18 protein-coding genes and 1 tRNA gene are annotated in these 17,653 nt (G+C 61.4%); 9 read left to right on the top strand and 10 right to left on the bottom strand.

The features are described from left to right. The first annotated feature begins 7 nt into the window (after positions 1-7). The 4 genes from OP10G_RS24430 (at position 8) to OP10G_RS10870 (ending at position 4,428) form a co-directional block, all read left to right on the top strand. Positions 8-883 carry a prepilin-type N-terminal cleavage/methylation domain-containing protein gene (locus tag OP10G_RS24430; protein WP_025225860.1) on the top strand — a complete coding sequence of 292 codons (876 nt, stop codon included), beginning with the start codon at positions 8-10 and terminating at the stop codon, positions 881-883. 75 nt (positions 884-958) lie between these two features. Further along, positions 959-1,159, top strand: coding sequence for a hypothetical protein (locus OP10G_RS10880; protein ID WP_025225861.1), 201 nt, complete (start codon positions 959-961; stop codon positions 1,157-1,159). Positions 1,160-1,303: 144 nt separating this feature from the next. Further along, complete coding sequence (locus OP10G_RS10875) at positions 1,304-2,134, top strand: carbohydrate ABC transporter permease (protein WP_025225862.1); 831 nt, start codon at positions 1,304-1,306, stop codon at positions 2,132-2,134. Then, entirely contained in the window at positions 2,131-4,428 is a 2,298-nt protein-coding gene (locus OP10G_RS10870; protein WP_025225863.1) for a hypothetical protein, read from the top strand. Before OP10G_RS10875 ends, OP10G_RS10870 begins: the two co-directional genes overlap by 4 nt. 86 nt (positions 4,429-4,514) lie before the next feature. On the opposite strand, the gene OP10G_RS10865 is transcribed toward OP10G_RS10870, so the two are convergent. Beyond that, positions 4,515-5,003 carry a SprT family zinc-dependent metalloprotease gene (locus tag OP10G_RS10865; protein WP_144241101.1) on the bottom strand — a complete coding sequence of 163 codons (489 nt, stop codon included), beginning with the start codon at positions 5,001-5,003 and terminating at the stop codon, positions 4,515-4,517. Positions 5,004-5,043: 40 nt separating this feature from the next. Then, positions 5,044-6,018, bottom strand: coding sequence for a zinc-ribbon domain-containing protein (locus OP10G_RS10860; RefSeq protein WP_144241100.1), 975 nt, complete (start codon positions 6,016-6,018; stop codon positions 5,044-5,046). 194 nt (positions 6,019-6,212) lie between these two features. On the opposite strand from OP10G_RS10860, the gene OP10G_RS10855 reads away from it, so the two are divergent. Further along, positions 6,213-6,731, top strand: a complete 519-nt coding sequence (locus tag OP10G_RS10855) for a hypothetical protein (protein WP_025225866.1) — start codon at positions 6,213-6,215, stop codon at positions 6,729-6,731. A gap of 199 nt (positions 6,732-6,930) precedes the next feature. On the opposite strand, the gene OP10G_RS10850 is transcribed toward OP10G_RS10855, so the two are convergent. Beyond that, positions 6,931-7,305, bottom strand: a complete 375-nt coding sequence (locus OP10G_RS10850; protein ID WP_025225867.1) for a magnetosome magnetite crystal formation protein family — start codon at positions 7,303-7,305, stop codon at positions 6,931-6,933. 125 nt (positions 7,306-7,430) lie between these two features. Between OP10G_RS10850 and OP10G_RS10845 the strand changes: the two genes are divergently transcribed. Then, positions 7,431-8,627, top strand: coding sequence for a BtrH N-terminal domain-containing protein (locus tag OP10G_RS10845; protein WP_025225868.1), 1,197 nt, complete (start codon positions 7,431-7,433; stop codon positions 8,625-8,627). 289 nt (positions 8,628-8,916) lie between these two features. Here OP10G_RS10845 and OP10G_RS10840 read toward each other — a convergent pair whose 3' ends face one another. Beyond that, entirely contained in the window at positions 8,917-9,759 is an 843-nt protein-coding gene (locus tag OP10G_RS10840) for an IS3 family transposase (protein ID WP_038474498.1), read from the bottom strand. Positions 9,760-9,767: 8 nt separating this feature from the next. After that, positions 9,768-10,055: a transposase gene (locus tag OP10G_RS26805; RefSeq protein ID WP_038474495.1), complete on the bottom strand. Its 288-nt coding sequence runs from the start codon at positions 10,053-10,055 to the stop codon at positions 9,768-9,770. Between the two features lie 100 nt (positions 10,056-10,155). On the opposite strand from OP10G_RS26805, the gene OP10G_RS10830 reads away from it, so the two are divergent. Next, a tRNA-Sec gene (locus OP10G_RS10830) sits at positions 10,156-10,250 on the top strand. Between the two features lie 396 nt (positions 10,251-10,646). Here the strand turns inward: OP10G_RS10830 and OP10G_RS10825 are convergent. From OP10G_RS10825 to OP10G_RS10815, 3 genes are all read right to left on the bottom strand, one after another. Next, positions 10,647-10,862: a YajG family lipoprotein gene (locus OP10G_RS10825; protein ID WP_025225870.1), complete on the bottom strand. Its 216-nt coding sequence runs from the start codon at positions 10,860-10,862 to the stop codon at positions 10,647-10,649. 7 nt (positions 10,863-10,869) lie between these two features. Next, on the bottom strand, positions 10,870-11,706 hold the full coding sequence (locus OP10G_RS24425) for a prepilin-type N-terminal cleavage/methylation domain-containing protein (protein ID WP_025225871.1): 837 nt from the start codon (positions 11,704-11,706) through the stop codon (positions 10,870-10,872). A gap of 81 nt (positions 11,707-11,787) precedes the next feature. Beyond that, positions 11,788-14,733, bottom strand: a complete 2,946-nt coding sequence (locus tag OP10G_RS10815) for an AfsR/SARP family transcriptional regulator (RefSeq protein WP_084179080.1) — start codon at positions 14,731-14,733, stop codon at positions 11,788-11,790. 130 nt (positions 14,734-14,863) lie between these two features. Between OP10G_RS10815 and purN the strand changes: the two genes are divergently transcribed. Both purN and OP10G_RS10805 read left to right on the top strand, forming a co-directional pair. Continuing rightward, positions 14,864-15,436, top strand: coding sequence for a phosphoribosylglycinamide formyltransferase (gene purN / locus OP10G_RS10810; RefSeq protein WP_052547699.1), 573 nt, complete (start codon positions 14,864-14,866; stop codon positions 15,434-15,436). Beyond that, positions 15,426-16,067: a lysophospholipid acyltransferase family protein gene (locus OP10G_RS10805; protein WP_025225874.1), complete on the top strand. Its 642-nt coding sequence runs from the start codon at positions 15,426-15,428 to the stop codon at positions 16,065-16,067. The genes purN and OP10G_RS10805 overlap by 11 nt, the downstream gene beginning before the upstream one ends. 450 nt (positions 16,068-16,517) lie before the next feature. On the opposite strand, the gene OP10G_RS10800 is transcribed toward OP10G_RS10805, so the two are convergent. Then, positions 16,518-16,940: a cytochrome C oxidase subunit IV family protein gene (locus tag OP10G_RS10800; protein ID WP_025225875.1), complete on the bottom strand. Its 423-nt coding sequence runs from the start codon at positions 16,938-16,940 to the stop codon at positions 16,518-16,520. A 2-nt stretch (positions 16,941-16,942) separates the two neighbouring features. Further along, complete coding sequence (locus tag OP10G_RS10795; protein ID WP_025225876.1) at positions 16,943-17,653, bottom strand: cytochrome c oxidase subunit 3; 711 nt, start codon at positions 17,651-17,653, stop codon at positions 16,943-16,945.

Here is a 17,653-nt window from a genome sequence, read left to right as displayed (position 1 = left end):
AGGAAGCATGAAATCTATTCAGCGCCAATCGGCATTTACTCTCATCGAGCTCCTCGTCGTCATCGCGATCATCGCGATTCTCGCCGCCATCTTGTTCCCGGTGTTCGCCCAGGCGAAGGCGGCGGCAAAGAAGACGCAGGACCTTTCCAACGTCAAGCAGACCGAGCTTGGCCAACTGCTATACAGCCAAGACACCGACGACCAGTTCACGGCTAATGGCGAGGGACTCCTCCCGAACGGCGCGGGCGACTGGGCGACCCTGCAACCGTACACCGGCCAGCAGAATTTCTACGGCACAAACTACGGCGCGGGCGCCAACGCCCCGCTCGGCTTCATGGATCCGCTTGCGGTACAGAACTGGGGGCAGACGACCCAGCCGTACATCAAGAACATGGACATGATGGTGAGCCCGGGCGCTCAGAACGACACCGACCCGGCCTTCGCTCCCTCGAAGCTGCCCGGCGCGGGCAAGACCAGCTATGTGATGAACGGCTGCGCTAGCAACACCTCGCAGACCGCGATCAGCAAGCCGGGCGACCAAATCATCATGCAGGTCCGTGCGACCACGGTTCGCGAAGCGATCTGCTCCCCGCGGCGCGCTCACTTCAACGATGGCGCCAAGCACGCCAACGACGCCGACCTCCAGTGGGTGGGTTTCAACTTCAATAAGGGAGGCAACTACGGCTTCGCCGACGGTCACGCCAAATTCATGAAGCGAAACCAGGTGAAGTTCAAGAACCTCGGATACTGGGAGTGGGTGTACATGGACAGCCGCGGAGCGTGGATCAACCCGGACACGAACCCAACCATGGACTCGGATCCGACTCAGAACAAGAACTACTGGGGCACGTGGGGCAATTGCGACCCCGCCCAGGTCCCGTAGTCTTCGAAACCACCTCCTATCGCGGCCGTCGGGAGAGATCCCCGCGGCCGCTCCTACGATTTCCCCGAAGAAGCTATGACCATTAATAAACCCACCGTCGCGGCGCTCGTCCTCCTCGGCTCTTGCGTATTGCCGCTTGCCGGGTGTGAAAACGTCGGCAACGAGAATCCGATCAGCCCGGACCGAATGCAGCAAATGCGTAAAGAGGAAGCCAACCAGCGGGCAAACTTCCAGCCTAAAGGCGGCCCGCCCCCAACTGCCGGCCAGAAGAAGTAGCTAGGGCGCAGGTTGGCTCGAACCTGCGTCGTTTCAATCACTTCCACGTTGGCGGCTCCGATGGCTTTCCACTCGGGCGGGCCGCCCGAGATACCCACGGGCGAGCCGCCCGTGCCACTTGATCGGTATTAGGATCTAACCACGATGAAGAAGGCGTCATTCTCCCGCGTCGTCGGCCAAGCCGCGACCGCGTTGGCGGCGATCATGATGGTTGCGCCGGTGGTTTGGATGTTATCAACGGCGTTCAAGCCGGAGCACGACGTGCTTATCCCCAAGCCGCAGTGGGTGCCGGAGCATGCGACCTTCCAAAACTTCCGGAATCTCTTCGCCAAGGCGGAAGAGTTCCCGATCTTGCGCTGGTTCTTCAATAGCCTGGGGATCGCGCTCGTCGTGACCTTATTGGTCCTCGCGGTGACGAGCATGGCCGCGTTCGCGCTGGCCCGAATCGAGTTCAAGGGGAGAAACGCCCTCTTCATTCTCATCGTCGCCACGATGATCATCCCGAATCAAGTAATGCTCATCCCGGTATTTCTCATCGTGACGCAACTCGGGCTGTTCAACTCGTACCTGGGCATCATCCTCCCCGGCCTCGCCAGCGCGTTCGGGGTCTTTCTGCTTCGGCAGTTCTTCTTAACGATTCCCGCCGAACTCGAGGAAGCCGCTTTCTTGGACGGCGCCGGGTTGTGGACGATTTACTCGCGAGTCATCATGCCGCTCTCCAAGCCGGCGCTCGCCACCCTGGCGATCTTCACCTTCATGGGGAGTTGGAACAGCTTCGAATGGCCGCTGATCGTGACGAACGATATCGACATGCGGACCTTGCCGGTGGGGCTTTCCATCTTCCAGGGACGCTACAACCTGGAGTACGGTTTGACCATGGCGTCCGCCGTGATCATTACGGTGCCGATGCTGATCGCCTTTCTCATTTTCCAGCGACGAATCACCGAGGGGATCGCCCTCACCGGACTTAAATGACCCTCTCCAAGCTGCTTGCCGCCGGCGCCCTTTTGGGCGCCGCCTCCCTTTCTTCGGCGACCCCGGCTCACCTGCGACTTGGCTCAGATGGCGAGATCCTCGCTTGGCTCGTATCGGGACCGTTTCCGAACGTAGGCGCCTTAGAGCTTCGGGGCACCGGCTTCGCTACCGATTACCTGAATGGCGAAGCGAACGCGACCGCCGCCGAGGGCCGCGTCATACCGATGATCGCCGCGGAGCGGGAAACGGACCCCCGTCTGACGATCAAGCGAAGAGACGGTTGGTTCCTTGGGCTCGGAGACCGCACTGCCGGGATCGATCTCGGCACGCTTCTAGATGGAGGCAAGCCGGGAATTGCCTATCTATACACCGAGATCGACGCCCCTCGGGCAACCGACGCCAAGATCCTCTTTGGCAGCGACGACGGCGCGAAGGTTTGGCTAAACGGCGATCTGCGATTCAGAAAACAGATTGCTCGCGGCGTTAAGCGAGACGAGGACACCGTTCCGATCCACTTGAAGGAAGGGCGAAACCGCCTTCTCTTCAAGATCGAGCAAGGAAACGGCGGGTGGGGTCTTCTCGCCCGTATTGTCGGAACCAACGGGCGCCCGATTCGCGAACTGTCGCAGAGCTTAGACGTACTACCATCCGCCGGCCGCCAAGTTCTCGGCGAAGCTTGGATCAGGGCCGCCGCGGGCAAGCCGGGGACGCTCGACGTGGAAGCCGCGGTTGCCTATGACGCCAAGGCCGTTACCGTTCGCCGCTGGGTCACACGCTTCCGCAACGAAGCCGACGACCCGATGAGAGTAGACCGGGCGATTCAACGAGCCGAGGCGCTAACCCATTCCGCTGCGAAACGGGACGCCGATACGCTCTCAGCCGCCTTGCACAACGGATTGGCCTTGATGCATGCGGAATACGCTCGCTCGCGGGCGCGGCTGCTCAGAGAAACGCAGAATCCGAGGCCGCTCGTTCGCACCGTTGTTGCCCGTGAAGACTACGTTCACGTGATGCCGGGTGGGCGCTACTTCGTCCATTCGAACGGCCGGGCGTTTATCCCGTTGGGATACAACCACAACCCGGATTGGCCGAAGTTCGAGGAGGCGAATCCGGATCGTGAGAGATACGTTCCCGACTCGCCGGACCGGTACATGGCGCACCTCCGAGAGAACGGAGTCAACACGATCCGCCTGATGATCGAGACGCCCCAGTCGGGAAATCTGGAGGAGCCGATCGGAACGTTCTCACCGGAGCACGTTCGATGGATCGACACCATCGTTCTCGCCGCCCGCAAGCACGATATCAAGCTGATCGTCACCCCTTGGGACACCTTCTGGATGAACCTGCGGTGGGACAGAACCCCCTACAACCCGGACTTGGGGGGATTGCTCAAGCGGAAGATCGACTTCATCACGAGCCCCGCGTTGCGCCGTCAGCAAAAAAGGCGGCTTCAGTACTTGATCGACCGTTGGGGCAATTCGGGAACGATCTTCTCCTGGGAACTGCTCAACGAAGCCGACCTCTGGTGGGGAGCCAAGCCGGCGCAGCTTCGGGATTGGATCGACGACATGTCGGCCTTCGTACGCTCCTACGAACGAAAGAAATGGGGACGGACCCACCTCCTCAGCACCTCGTTCAGCGAACCCATGCCGAAGGGAGATCTCGTCCCGGTCGTGTACCGGGAGAAGTCGCTGGACTACGCCACCAACCACCTGTACATCGGTGCTTCGCGAGCTCCGAAGGAGCCGGTCGGCCCGGCACTCGCGATCCGAGATGGCGTGAGGCGAGCCCTTTCGCTGCTGAACGACACGCGACCTTTTATGGATACCGAGAACGGTCCGATCGACCGTTGGGTCGAGAGCGCGCAGCTCGATGACGAGATCTTCCTCAACATGAGCTGGGCTCACCTCGCCTCGGGAGCGGCGGGCAGTGGACTCCGCTGGCCATACCGGAATCCGCATCACCTCACCGAGGGAATGCTGCACCACCTCAAGAACATGAGCCGGTTCGTAGCCGCCGTGGATTGGCCGTCCCTGGCCGGGGTCCGGGTAGCGGTTAGCGCGGAAGGTGACAAATCCGCCGCCAGTTGCGCCTTCGGAACCCCGAAAGCGGCGATCGCCTGGACAAGCGGCGGCGGCTCTCTAAGGCTGAAGTGGAACGGCCCCGCGAAGGTGCGCTGCCGCATCTTCAATATCCGAACCGGGAGCTGGGTGTCGGAATCCGACCTGTTCCGCCACGCCGGCGTCTACGAGATCCCCGGAATTGCCGGCCCCTTCTCAGCCACCTTAAAGTAATTCCCCCCTTTGCGTCTTAGCGCCTTTGCGTGAAAATTCCGGAAGGGAGGGTCACGCAAAGGCGCTAAGACGCAAAGGAAGGAGAGTTAGCTTTTCCTTTCGATGGGTTGGATGCTCTGCAAACGCAGGTCCCCGCCGCAGTTGCGGTGGATGTAGCGTTGCCGCTTGGGGAGGCGGCGGGCGCGGACGAATGGTTTGCCGCACTTGATGCAGACGTACGTCACCTGCTGGCGCGGGACGTTTCGTTCCACCTCGTACGAGTGTCGGACCTGCGGCGCTTGACCCAGGTCTCGCATCGCTTGACGCCAAAACTCGCCGTGGTTCGCTGCTTTCTTCCCATGACGGTGGACGGCAAGCAAATGCGCGTACTCATGCAGAAGGGTCTCCCGCACCGCCTCCGGCGTCTGAAGCACCCGGGTCGACAATCCGATCGCCCCGCTTCGGTAATAAGCCATTCCCGCGGTGACGCGATACCCTTTCCAAATAAGGATCGGCACGTACGGAAGCGGAAAGAGGTTCACTGCCTCCTCAAGCGCCAATTCAGCCGCTTCTCGAAGCGCGGTTACGCTCGCCACGCCGGAAGCTTCGCTTTCTCCTCGGCCGGAGGCCGCGCGTTTACTGTCCGCCACCGGCTCCGATAAATCCGCCCGGAACGTTGGTTCCCATCTTCCCGGTTAGGCCGCCTGCCATCGGATCGGGATTGATGTTGAACCACTTGTTGACGTTGTACTTGGCGCAGATCCCGCTCAGCTTCTTGTCGCACTTCATCAGGTAGCGGTCGATGTTGTAGCTCTTGCCCTGCATCTTCTTGGCCGCCTGCAGCATTTTCTCGGGGTCGACGTCGGCCTGGTTCAACATGTCGCTGATATCGCCGATCTCGCCTTGGATTTCCGAGAGTCCGTTGTCGAAGTCGTCCGCGATCGGTTGGCACTCCGCCGGCGGTTTCTTGGAGTGGAAGAAATTCGTCAGCTCTTGCCACTGCGGGCGCATGTCCAGGATCTTGCCCGATGTGTACGAGCCCGGAGCCTGATCGTCCTTTCCGTCCTTGGATTGCTCGAAAGGATCGCCCAAACCGATTCCCGCGCCCATGACGGATAGTTTCTGCTGGAAGACCTGCATCTCAGTAAATTCGTCGCCGATCAGCTGGTTCTTCCGTTCCTCGCATTTTTGGAGATGTTTCAGCCAGTCGAAAACGTCCTGCGGCATGCGCAGTTCCGCCACTCTCTGAGCGCTGGCGTCCAGAACGCGCGGAGCGGTTGCTCCGGGCGCCATCAGGACCGGCGTCGGCATGCTTCCCTTCGCGTTCAACAGGTCGCCCGGGCGGTTGCCGCTGGCGCCGAGGATTCCCGCCGCGCGGAGCCCCATGATGATGGCGAACAACAGGGCCAGGGCGGCAACGATGGAGGCGATGATGACGTTTCGACGGCGCTGGCTCTCGAAGGCGTTTTGGAGCGCGCCGGTGGCGAGGGTGGCGTTGGCGATCGTCACCGCGGCAGGAGCCGCGGGGCGCAACGGCTGTCCGCAGTGCGGGCACTGCGCAACATTCGGGTTTACCGGCCGACCACATCGCGGACAGGTCATACCATTCATGACGTGTTGACTATCCCAGTTCGTTACGGTGAAACAACAGCCAACGACGGCGTTAGGTCCAATTGAACCAACCGCCGAAGTCGTACGTCCGGAACGTTACCAGGTTTTCGTTTCGATCGACCTTCCAAGGATAGGAGGAGAACGGCGAGAGCCGAGGAAAGATTGGGGAGAGGGCAAAAGAGGTAGGTAAGAAAATGACTGGAGACGTAGACCGCGGGCACCCGATTCGGGCGTACTTTGCGGAGACCCTGCACGACTCGCTGGCGCGGCTTGGCCTCGACCAAAGCGAAGTCGAGCGATATCTCGCCGAGATGCTGGTCCGGTTCATTCACCAGGACGGCATCTATTCCATCCGCGACGCGTACGGCGCGCGGGTCGAGAGTGTGGCGGAAATGGTGGCCGAGGGCGATGTCCGCCTGAAGGCCGATTCTTTCGCGCGGGAGCGTGAGGTGCACCGGCACATCGGCGACTTCCTCCTATTTTGGTCGGGAGTCTTTCCGGAGTTCCTGCCACGCATGAAATCACCCACCGGCATGGACGCCCTGCTCGACCCGATCCGGCAAGGCCAGTTCAGCTACTACGTGGCAAGCACCTTCGACCACGGCGACTACGCTGAAGACGCGCCGGTGTTCCGGCGCCTCAGCCAGGAGTTCGAGGGGTACCGCATCGGTCTCTCCCTGGTCCGCGACCGCTTCGAAGGGTTCGCCGCGTAGCTCCGGAGCCCCTCCTCGTCGATGCATCGTGCGATGAGGAGGGGTCGGGGGTGGAGAATTCCGGTCGTAGCGTCGGCGCCCTCGCGGATGATCCGGAGGGCTGCTGGTCTCCAGACTGGCATGGTCCGGAACCGCCACCCCCAACCCCCTCCTCCGAGGCGCACATACATCGCCTTGCAAGAGGAGGGGGCTCCGGAGGCTACTCGCCACGGTAGGCGCGGTAGGCGTGCCTTAGGGCGGTGAGGATGTTGATCCATTCCAGGACGATGAGGAATACCCAGACGATGGCCCAACGAAGGACGAGGGCGAGGATGTTGACGTTTTGCCATCCGGTTTGGGAGATCGACCAGATGGTGTAGATCAGGGAGCAGGCGCCCAGGAACAAGAGCACGCCTTGCAGCAGGAGGGTTCCGTTGAAGGTTCGGCGGGCATGACCGGATACGAACGGGGAATTCCGCCACAACGCCCACACGATCGCCGGGCCGACCAACGGGGCGAAGATGGTGGCGATGTGCATGCCGGCGGCGACGAGTCGCTCGGTTTGCGTAGGAACGGTCGAAGTCCGGCTGATCACGAGGTTATGACTGCCTATGCAGGGCACGCCGTTGCATCCGAGCGGTCTCGAAATCGTGCGACCAAGCCATCCGACTATGTCGCATTTTTTGACGGAGGGCGAAAAGTCGGGCGATACTGGCGGCGATGATCACGACGTTTCCTGGTCGGCATTACGAAACCGGCACGATCGCGAACGCGCTGGCGGCGATGGGGGCAGTAAGTCCGAAGACCGGACGGCCCTACTCAGAGGCGCTCGCCCTCGGCGCCAGCGGCGGGATCGCGTTCGGCTACTTCGTCTTCGAGTACACCGGCCACCTGCCGCACGTGGCTTTGCTAACCCGCAACACCTTCTCGCCTTTCGAACGGGCATTGGACAATCTGGCGATCCGGCGCGACTCGCGTGAGACGACCCAGGCGAAGCGGGCTGAGGACAATCTGCGGCTCGAGTTGGATGCCGGTAACGTCGTCATCGTGTGGGCGGACGTCTTTTCGATGCCCTATCGCGGCCTTTGCGCAACCCAGATGTGGCACATGCAGCCCCTGCTCGTGGTCGGGCAGGATGGGTCCGATTTCCTGGTCGCGGACGGAGCTTCAGTGCCGCTTCGAGTCTCGGCCGAAGAGCTAGACCGGGCGCGGGGAAAGGTGAAGAAGGACCGGTACCGGATGACGATCTTGGAAGCGCCGGATACTGAGCGGCTCGGAGAGGGGTTGATCCGGGGAATGGAAACCTGCGCGGCGCTCTTCCTGGACAAGCCGCCCATGGGCTCGGCAAACAACTTCGGCTTTACCGGAATGCGCAACTGGGCAAAGATGCTGACCGACCCAAAGAACCCGAAAGGGTGGGCGAGGACGTTCGCGCCCGGTCCCCGGCTGACCCAAGCCCTGGCGGGCAAGATCGGGCAGCCAGGGGTTTGGGACTGGATCTCGACCTGGGGTACGGCTCCCGCCGGGGACCGAGGGAGGTTCGCGGCTTTCTTGCGGGAGGCGGCGGTTTGGACCGGCCTATCGGCTTTGAATTCGGTGGCCGACGCCTTCGACCTTTCGGCGATCCAGTGGGAAGCTCTCGCGGAAGCAAGCATGCCCGACCTCGTGCCCGAGTTCGCCCGACTTAAGGAGCTTAAGCGCCGGCGAACTGAGGTCTGGATCTCCCAACCCCCGGATGCCGTCGCCCAGCGAGCCGCCATGGCGAATGAAATGCGCTCCCTAATCGCCACCCTCGGCGAGCCCGGGAGGCTGGAGCCTTTCGCATCGGAGATTCAGGCCGCGATGGCCGAGATCGTCTTACGAATTGCCGAGATCGAAGAGCCGGCCGTTCGGGAGATGCGGGCGGCGCTGGGGTAGCGCTCGGAGCCCGCTTTGCTTCGGAGCTATCGGAGCTATCGGAGCTACCGCTGCCCGCTTCGCGGGGAGCGTTCGGAGCAGCGCTTCGCTTCGGAGCTGTCGGAGCATGCGGAGCGAGGGAGCATTAGGGTAATGCCTAGCACTGTCGAAGGCTCCGAAGGCTCCGAAGGCTCCGAAGGCTCCGAAGGCTCCGAAGGCTCCGAAGGCTCCGCAACGCCCAACGCCCAACGCCCAACGCCTGTAGCTTCCCAATTCTCTGTACCAGCGGGCGTTGTTTCTATGGGGGTTGTTACTCCCCGTCCGGCTGGTCTTGGCGATGGCTTTGGAGCACCTCGTTAGGGGTTCGGTAGCCAAGGCTCATATGGATGCGCTTTTCATTGTAGTGCTTTGCGTAGGCGGCGATGGACTCTTTGGCCTCGTTCAGGCTTTCATACTCGCTCCTTAAGATCTCCTCTTCTTTGAAGGTTCGGTTCAGACGTTCGGCATGTCCGTTCTCCCAAGCGCATCCGACTCGGGCCATGCTGAGGGTGACTCCCTGGGCGAGAAGGCGCCGGGTATAGACTCCCGAAGCGTAGGGCTTGCCTTGGTCGGAGTGGTGGATGGCGGGAGTTTCCCGGCTAAGCGCCATATCGAGCGCCGAGAGCGTCAGCCAGGAGTCGTTGGCAAAGGAGAGCGAAACCCCGACGACTCGGCGGGTGAACAGGTCTTCCACCAGCGCGAGGAAGGTCCGGCGCCCGCCGGCTACGAGCTCGGTGGTGTCGGCCACCCACACCTGGTTCGGATACGACGGCACGAGATCCCGTATGAGGTTGGGATAGCGAGGATGCTCGTGCCGGGAGTCGGTGGTTCCCTTGGACCGAGGCGGCGCCCGTTTGCCCAGGAGCCCCAAGCGGACGTAGACCGTGCGCACCTGCGACCGGGTCGCCGCCACTCTCAGGCGAGCCAGGTAGGCGTGCATGAGCCGAAGGCCGGCGGTAGGAAAGCTCGCCCGCAGGTGAAGGATCGTCACCGTCAGGCTTTCCAGGTCCGGCTCCTCTTTCGCCCGGTAGAGCGCCGAGCTGCGGGAGACTCCGAGCAGGCGGCACACCAGGCGCAACGGATACTTACCCGCGAGCGCTCGGGCCTGCTTCAGACGCCCTTCTAGAGGAGCCGACGCGACGCTTTTTTTAAGATCTCCAACTCCATGTGTTGGCGGCCGATCTCCCGCTCGAGCTCGGCGAGACGCTCCTGGCCGGTGGGTGCGGCGCCGAACATCTCGGGCGCCTTTTCCAAGAACTGGTCTCTCCAGCGCGCGAGCAAAGAGTCTTTGATCTGGTGCTCGCGGCTCAGATCCGCCAGCGTGCGCTGGCCCGAGACGATCTGAACCACCAAACGCAACTTGAACTCCGGCGCGAATACTCGACGCCTTCCCGACTTCGATTCCGACATGTGGCTTCACTATTTTCCCTCTAAGCCACTGGTACAGAATCCTGGGATACTACAGCCCAACGCCCAACGCCCAACGCCCCGACAAAGGTAGCATCCCACCGGGAGTGAATGGGTGCTGGTGTGCCTCCTGGTCTTCAAAACCAGTGTGACGTCGCAAAGGCGTCGGGTGGGTTCGATTCCCACACATTCCCGCCAAGACTCTAAACAGAATGACCGGCGCGCAATTCGCGCCGGTCATTCTCTCGCTCCGTGCGGCCGGCTGCTTGGATTAAGGAAGCGGTGGTAGATGGCTGTTAGGCTCTTTCTCGCTTCAGCACCGAACAGTCTGAGGATTGGTGGTTTCGGTGGCGGTTGTCTCCGGCGCCCGTTTGGATCGCAGATAGCTCGCGAGAATCACGGTAGCGAAGGAGGCGGTTAGGAGGGGCAGGATCTCAAGCATAACTTGATCATTGGCTCTTGTAATTTCCGGATTTAGTCCCCTGTTTCGGGCACATCCGTTTTGGGGAGTGGTTTACATGGGCGGGGCTACGGATGATGGGCGGGACGCCCATGGTCCAGGGAGCGGACAGGATGTCCGCGCTCCGGGGTGGGTTAGCGATGGGGTTTTCCCATGCCCAGGCCGGGCATGGCGGCGGCCGCTTCGTCGGGATGCTGGGTCATATATTCCGACCGCTTCTCCGGTGGCATCGCTTTTAGCTTGGCCGCCAAGGCTTCCTTGGCGGGATTCACGGTGGGAGCGGCGGCGCTGGGAGCCGAATGGCACCCAGCGATCAGAAGAGTCGCGGCCAAGGGGATAAGGCTTTTCATCGCTTATTTAGTTCGGCTTATCGATCCGGTAATAGTAATCCTGCCACTCGCTACCATATGGGTAGCGTGGATTCATGATGTCGCCGATCTCGTACTGCTTCGCTCCCTGGAATGCGGCCGCGTCGTCGTAATACAGATCCTTCGTCGGCCGGATGGTGATGCGCTGGGCCTTGGCATGGCCATCGGCCCATCCAACGTTCGCCATCTTTGAGTGCACACCCCACACTTGGGGCAAGGCATTTGAAGGTGGATCGATCCATGTCTGGTGCCCCAAGGTCACCGAGGAGCCGTCGCTGTTTAACCCGACGGCGTCGGTGATCAGCATCGTCTCGGCGGGCCGGTCGATGGCGGTTAGGTTTACCGTTGGATGCATCGGAACGCCCCAGGCCGGCAGTTCCACGGACATGATGCTGTCGTTGACGCCAAAGCCGTTGGGGAAGGCAGGCGACAACTGGCCGGCGAGCAGCGGGTCGGACTCTGGGCAGCCGTAGACCTGTTGGTTCTTCATGTACGGGCCAAAGAACCCTTCTTGAGAATCGTAGAACGGTCCATCCAGATTGGGGAGCCCGTAATAGACGTACGCGTACCAAGAACGAAGCTCATACCGCTCGTCGGTGCTCGCCAAAATCAGTCCAAAGGCGGCGTAGTCGTCGTAATCGTTCGCGTACATGATGGACGCGGTGGACACCTGCCGGATGCTGGAGAGACACACCGTTTTCTTCGCCGCGCGCTTCGCCTGGGCAAAGACCGGGAAGAGAATGGCGGCCAAAATGGCGATGATGGCAATGACGACAAGCAACTCGATGAGCGTAAAAGCTTGAGATTGGGGCTTGTTTCGAGACATAGGATTTCACCTGGGTGAACAGAATAGAAATGCGAATACGAGTTCAGCCTGAACTCGGAGCGTCAACAAAACGTAAACAGATCACGACTGTTGGAGGGCAAATCGAAAAGCTTCCTCCATGTTCATCGCCAAGCCTTCCGCCCACGCCTGTTCGAAAACTCGCTCCGACAGCCCGGCTTTAGCCGCGGCGAGTCCTTCCGCGTATTGGCGGTCGTCCGGGAAACGCTGCTGCTTCGTGACCCCTCGCGACGCGGCCAGGAGAGTCGCCGCGTCGCGGTGGCGGTCCATCGCGATCAGGATCGACGCGTGATCCAGGAGGCCGGTCAGCGCCCAAAAGAGGAAGCCGACCCGCCGACGTCTTACGAGCACTTCGTGACTGGTCGCCAACGCCGCCACGAGGCTTCCACGGAGGCGATGATAACGGCCGACCAGCGAAAGACACATCGATATGCCGAACTCGTCTCCTTGTTTTTGCGCGATACGGAGCCCCTCGCTCGCAATCTGCATCCCGTCGTCGTATCGGCCGGAATCGAGGTAGACGCGGGCGACGTTGTAGAGCGTTGGCCATGGCGGCTCGCTGCCGTATAGCTGGGAGGCGGCGGCCTGGGCTCCGTCGAACGCCTTCAACGCCGCGGCAAAGTCGCCCTTTGCCCAGAGTTCCGACCCGATCGCGTTGTAGCCATGTTCGATCATCCTTAGGTCCCCCACCCGTTCGGCGTAGCAGAGGAACCGCTCGGTGTGAGCGATCGCCTCGTCGCGCCGTCCCAGATATCCGGCGGCCACTGCGATCCCGCGGTGGCAGATCGCGATTTGATCTTCTCGTTCGGCTTGGACGGCGATCTCCAGGGCTCGTTGCGATACTCGGTAAGACTCCTCAAACTCAGACGGGTAGAGGTGGGCGTTCGCCAAGAGCCTTAGAAGCATGATCCGGTCTAATGGATCGAGCCGATCGAAATCGGGCAATCGAACGAGGGCCTGGATCGTTTCTTGGCCGAGCAAGGAGAAGCCGTGAAGGCCCTCGAGTAGAACGACGCATTCATGGTATTGGCCCTGTTCGAAGTAGAAGCGGAGCGCGGCCAGTTGGTTTTCCTGGTCCCCGCTCCCCTTTCCCTGAGCCAAGAAGTACGCCGCATGGCGACTGCGCAGGGCGAGTTCCTCTTCCGCGTCGAGAAGTTCGGCGCCGTATTCACGAAACGATTCCAGAAGGCGAAAGCGGGCGGGTGCGCCCTCGCCACTCTCCTCTGAGCGGAGCAAAGAGCGCTCCTGCAAGTCGAGAACCATTCGAAGGCAATTCTGTCTTTGAGAAGATGGGAGGCAGATTTTGTCGGCCGCCTCGATTGTAAAGCCGCCACGAAAAACCGAGAGGCTCAGGAAGAACCGCTGAAGCTCCGGCGCTAACAGATCGTAGCTGTAGTCGATCGCCGCGCGGAGGCTTCGGTGCCGGATGCTGAGATCCCGGCGGCGGCTCCGCAACAGCTCGAGCCGGTTTTCCAAGTTTTGGAGGAGCTGAGACGGGGTGAAGGCATTCGACAGGCCCGCCGCGATTTCAAGCGCGAGGGGGAGCCCGTCGAGCCTGCGACAGATCTCGGCGATAGGAAGAGCATTGTTTGGCGTGAGCTGGAAATCGGGCAAGATCGACTGAGCCCGGCTTACGAAGAGCTGCACGCTGGGCACTTCGGTCAGGGCCGAGAGGGGGAGCTCCTCCTTCGGCGGCACTGGAAGCGCGGCGAGATCGATTTCTTGCTCACCGGCGAGCTTCAGGCTTTGACGGGAGGTGGCAAGGATCGACAGATTGGGAATCTCGTGCAGCAGGAGCTCCACCACCGGCATCGCCTCCTCCAAGACGTGCTCCAGGTTGTCGAGGATGACAAGGTTTTTCGGGCCGGAGAGGTTGGCCCGCAACAGATCGATGGGGCTGTTTCCCGCCTCGTTGCGAAGCCTCATCGCCGTGAGCACCGCGTCGAGCACCATCGAACCGGCCGAGATATCGGCGAGCGAGGCGAACCAGACGTTCCAGTCGCGAGCTTCGGATAACTGACGGCCGACCTCGATCGAGAGGCGAGTCTTTCCGGTTCCGGCCGGTCCCCACAACGTAACCAGCCGTATTCGGCTCTCGGCTAAATCTTGGATGGCGCGGTCGCGTTCGTGCGAGCGGCCGAAGAACCGGGTGAGTTGAACGGGCAGCCGGACGATGGGGCCTGAGGGTTGTCGCGCAGGGGACGGCGGCGCCGATACAACCTCGTTCTCCGCGCGACCGGGAGCGGACTCGATGGTTGCCGATCCCTGTCGAATCGCCCGGTCGGCCAACGCCTTCAGCTCGGCGCTGGGCTCGTCGCTCAGCTCTCTCGCGAGTTGGTCGGTCCATTCTTGGAAGTGCTGAAGGGCGCTGGCCGGCCTTTCGGAGGCGAGATAGAGGCGCATCAGGGTGGCGTGGAGATCCTCTTTAAGGTGGTCTTTCGCAAGGGCGATCCGAACATACCGAATCGCCTCGTCGATCTCGCCTTCCGCCTCGCACGCCCGGATCAGGTTCTGCAGGGCGGATACAAGCAGGTCCTCGAGGTGAAGACGCTCGCCCTGGACCCATTCTTCGTAATAGCCGGGAAGGAAGTCGCCTCGATAAAGTGCGACGGCTTGCTTCAGCTTTTCGAGTCGCTTGACGCCTGAGGTCTCGGCGGAAGCGCTACGGACGAGGGACTTGAAATCCGATACGTCCGTGGTGACGCGTCCAGGGTTGAGGGAGACTCGTCCCTGCTTGGCCACCAGCACCGCGCCGGCGGGAACGGAGGGAGGTTCGAGGTGACGCCGGAGAGACGAGAGGGCTTGGCGCAGGTTTCGGCGGGCGGGGTCAGGCTCGCTTTCGGGCCAGAGCATTTCCGCCAGCTCGTCTCGCGAATGACTGCGGTCTTCGTAGTAAGCAAGAAAGGCGAGGAGCAGGCCCACTCGTCGAGTGCGAAAGCGGGTGATCGTTTGCTCCTCCGATTGAGCTTGCAAGGTTCCCAGCATTTCTACTCGCCATATCGACCTCATTCATTGATTGTACGTGGGTTGCCCGCACCACCCCACCCGCCTTTCCCTTCGCAAAAGCTTGACGCACTATTCAAGGTCTCACTAAATTGGTCCCCCGTACACCCTCGCCGAACCGCTATAACTAACCAGAGTGAAGGCGGGAATCGGAATTTTGGTGGGGCCTCGGGGACGGGGGAGCAATATGGCGGCGCTGGCCCGAGCCTGCGCCGAGGGCCGGCTCGACGCGGACGTTAAGCGGGTCGTCGCGGCAAGTGCGGAGGCGCCGGCGCTGGGGGTGGCCCGAGAGATGGGCTTACCGACGGCGGTCGTCGCGCCGGGAGAGCACTACACGGAGGAGTTGCTGGGCGCATTCGCCGGCTGCGACGTACTCTGCCTCGCGGGGTTTCTCCGCCTAATTCCGGATGCTGTTCTCCACTCTTTCCCAAAAGGGGTCCTCAACATCCACCCCAGCCTCCTTCCCAAGTTCGGCGGCAAAGGGATGTATGGCCTGCGAGTCCACAAGGCGGTTCTCGAGGCGGGGGAGTTGGAGAGCGGATGCACGGTGCATTTGGTGACGAGCGAGTACGATGAGGGGCCGGTCGTGCTTCAGAAGCGATGCCCGGTCGAGCCGGGAGATACGCCGGAAACCCTTGCCGCCCGCGTGCTCAAGTTGGAGCACCAGGCGTTTCCCGAGGCGGTAGCCATGGTGTTACGTGGCCGATGAGCTGGTCGTCGGTCCGTTTCCCGCCGGATTCCGCAAGTTTTGGCTTCCCCTTGGCCGAATGGTCGCCGGAGCGCTACTCGTGCTCTTGGGTCCCGTAAAGGTGCGCGGAGCGTACCGAGTGCCGAAGGAGGGAGGAGTGCTCATCTTGGCGAATCACATCGCGGATATGGACCCGATCCTCGTGCAATACGCGTGCGGCCGTCCGGTTCATTTCATGGCGAAGAGCGAGTTGTTCGATCTGCCGGTGATCGGCCGGCTGATGCGCTTTTTTGGGGCGTTCGCCGTAAAACGAGGAGAGCCCGACCGCAAGGCGCTCAAGTTTTCGGCCGACCTTCTGAAGACGGGGGAGGCGGTCGGGATCTTTCCCGAGGGTCAGATCAGCGAGGACGGCGAGCTCCAAGAGCTGAAACCGGGTGTTGCGCTGATCGCCCGCATGGCGGGAACGCCGGTGATCTGCGTGGGTATCAGCGGTTCGCAACGGATGATGCCGTACGGGAAGACGATTCCGCGGCCGGCCTTCCGGACGGTAACCCTGGTCTGGGGCGAGCCCCGGACCTTTGGAAAGGAAACTTCGGCGGAGGAGTTCCTTGCCTGGGTTCAGGGGCAGTTCCTGACTCTGGTCGAAGACTAAAAAAACCGCCTCGGCCGGCCTCGAAGAGGCTATGTCTCAAAGCTAAGGGTGCAGCGAAGCGGAACCCTGGTAAAGGAGCCGACAGACGCTCTGAGCCCTGAAAGCGGCGATATCACCCTAACAATATCAGGAGCCGCCGTGTTCACAATCCAACCGTCTCTCCGCAAGAGGAGTCAGTAAGCCCAAACAACTTCCATAAGATAGGTGCAGATGTCGCCGCTTTCAGGGCTTGGGGTTGGGCCGATTCGTTACCAGGGTTCCGCTTCGCTGCACCCTTAGCTTTGATAGGTCGCCGCCTTCGGGGCTGGTCCAGTATCTGGGCTCGGAGGTATTGGGCATTCTCCTAATTGTGTGGACCTTCGCTTTGTTAGGCCGGGCCTAACAAAAAAGCTCTGGTCACTATGCGACCAGAGCTTTGGGCTGCCGGCTGGAAGCCGGCGCCACGGGGGGTTAGCCTCGAGGGCGGAGGCCGGCGCTGGCGCCTTTGGCAGGAGCGCTGTTTCCAACCGGGTCCATGACGCGTGGGAGGGCCGACTCTCGCTGGCCGCCCCAGCTCGGAACGATCTCGTTGTGACGGGCGAAGAAGTCCTGGAACATGATGAACATCAGCGGGAAGACGATGAAGCCGGCAACCGCCCAGAGCCGAGCCAGCTTAGTCGCCCATTTGATCCCCATGAATATCCAGATGACGAGGAACGCCTTCGCCGAGGCGATGACCATGGCCAGGATGTTGTTCGACAGCACGCCCCCAGGCAGCGTCCAGTACGAGGCGAAGATCGTTAGAAGCATCAGCGCCGCCAACGCCAGGAAGGTCATGACGTAAGTCGACGTCGGAACGACGTGATGAGCGTGTTGAAGGGGTGATTTCGCCATGGTTACTTGAGGCCGGGAATGGGCGGCGCCTGGAGGTAGAACAACGGGAATAGGAAGATCCAGACAAGGTCGACGAAGTGCCAGTAAAGACCGACCATCTCGGTGTAGACGAAGTCTTGAGTCACCGATGCGGCTCGCTTGTACCACAGGTACATCACGACGGCAATCACGATAATTCCCACGATGATGTGCACCGCATGGAGGCCCGTCATGCCGAAGTAGAGTCCGTAGAAGATCTGGGCGTGGTTTAGGTTGGCGCCGTGCACATGCTCAGGATTCGTGGTGAACCCGACCCCGGGGTAGAGGTGGTCCGCAAACTTAGACGAGTATTCGAAGTACTTGATCGTAAGGAACGTGAACGCGCACGCTTGAACGAGGGTTAGGCACGTAAGCACTTGACCTCTCTTCTTGAGCTGCGCACCTTGCACCGCTAATACCATGAAGAACGAGCTCACCAGCAGCACGAAGGTGTTAACGCCGCCCATGACTACGTTCAGGTGCTCGTGGGCCTTCCAGAAGTCAACCTGATAGTTCCACCGATAGAGCGTGAAAGTCACGAACAGCGCGCCGAAGAACATGACCTCCTGGGCGAGGAACGTCCACATGCCGACCAAGTAGCTCTCGGTCTGCTGCTCCATGTTCTCGAACTGGTGCCCCAGCGCGGGATCATGGCCGTGGTCGTGAACCAGGGTGTGATCGGGAATCGCGGCCAT

Origin of the sequence: Fimbriimonas ginsengisoli Gsoil 348 (genome assembly GCF_000724625.1) — a bacterium.
GTDB lineage: Bacteria > Armatimonadota > Fimbriimonadia > Fimbriimonadales > Fimbriimonadaceae > Fimbriimonas > Fimbriimonas ginsengisoli.
This window is presented reverse-complemented; position numbering and strand designations above follow the sequence as displayed.

What these genes read in the sequence shown, in the direction of transcription:
- OP10G_RS10800 (WP_025225875.1), bottom strand. Translation starts at nt 16,940, where the DNA reads ATGGCGAAATCACCCCTTCAACACGCTCATCACGTCGTTCCGACGTCG.
- OP10G_RS10870 (WP_025225863.1), top strand. Translation starts at nt 2,131, where the DNA reads ATGACCCTCTCCAAGCTGCTTGCCGCCGGCGCCCTTTTGGGCGCCGCC.
- OP10G_RS10880 (WP_025225861.1), top strand. Translation starts at nt 959, where the DNA reads ATGACCATTAATAAACCCACCGTCGCGGCGCTCGTCCTCCTCGGCTCT.
- OP10G_RS10815 (WP_084179080.1), bottom strand. Translation starts at nt 14,733, where the DNA reads ATGAGGTCGATATGGCGAGTAGAAATGCTGGGAACCTTGCAAGCTCAA.
- OP10G_RS10845 (WP_025225868.1), top strand. Translation starts at nt 7,431, where the DNA reads ATGATCACGACGTTTCCTGGTCGGCATTACGAAACCGGCACGATCGCG.
- OP10G_RS10795 (WP_025225876.1), bottom strand. Translation starts at nt 17,653, where the DNA reads ATGGCCGCGATTCCCGATCACACCCTGGTTCACGACCACGGCCATGAT.
- OP10G_RS26805 (WP_038474495.1), bottom strand. Translation starts at nt 10,055, where the DNA reads ATGTCGGAATCGAAGTCGGGAAGGCGTCGAGTATTCGCGCCGGAGTTC.
- OP10G_RS10825 (WP_025225870.1), bottom strand. Translation starts at nt 10,862, where the DNA reads ATGAAAAGCCTTATCCCCTTGGCCGCGACTCTTCTGATCGCTGGGTGC.
- OP10G_RS24430 (WP_025225860.1), top strand. Translation starts at nt 8, where the DNA reads ATGAAATCTATTCAGCGCCAATCGGCATTTACTCTCATCGAGCTCCTC.
- OP10G_RS10860 (WP_144241100.1), bottom strand. Translation starts at nt 6,018, where the DNA reads ATGAATGGTATGACCTGTCCGCGATGTGGTCGGCCGGTAAACCCGAAT.
- OP10G_RS10875 (WP_025225862.1), top strand. Translation starts at nt 1,304, where the DNA reads ATGAAGAAGGCGTCATTCTCCCGCGTCGTCGGCCAAGCCGCGACCGCG.
- OP10G_RS24425 (WP_025225871.1), bottom strand. Translation starts at nt 11,706, where the DNA reads ATGTCTCGAAACAAGCCCCAATCTCAAGCTTTTACGCTCATCGAGTTG.
- OP10G_RS10855 (WP_025225866.1), top strand. Translation starts at nt 6,213, where the DNA reads ATGACTGGAGACGTAGACCGCGGGCACCCGATTCGGGCGTACTTTGCG.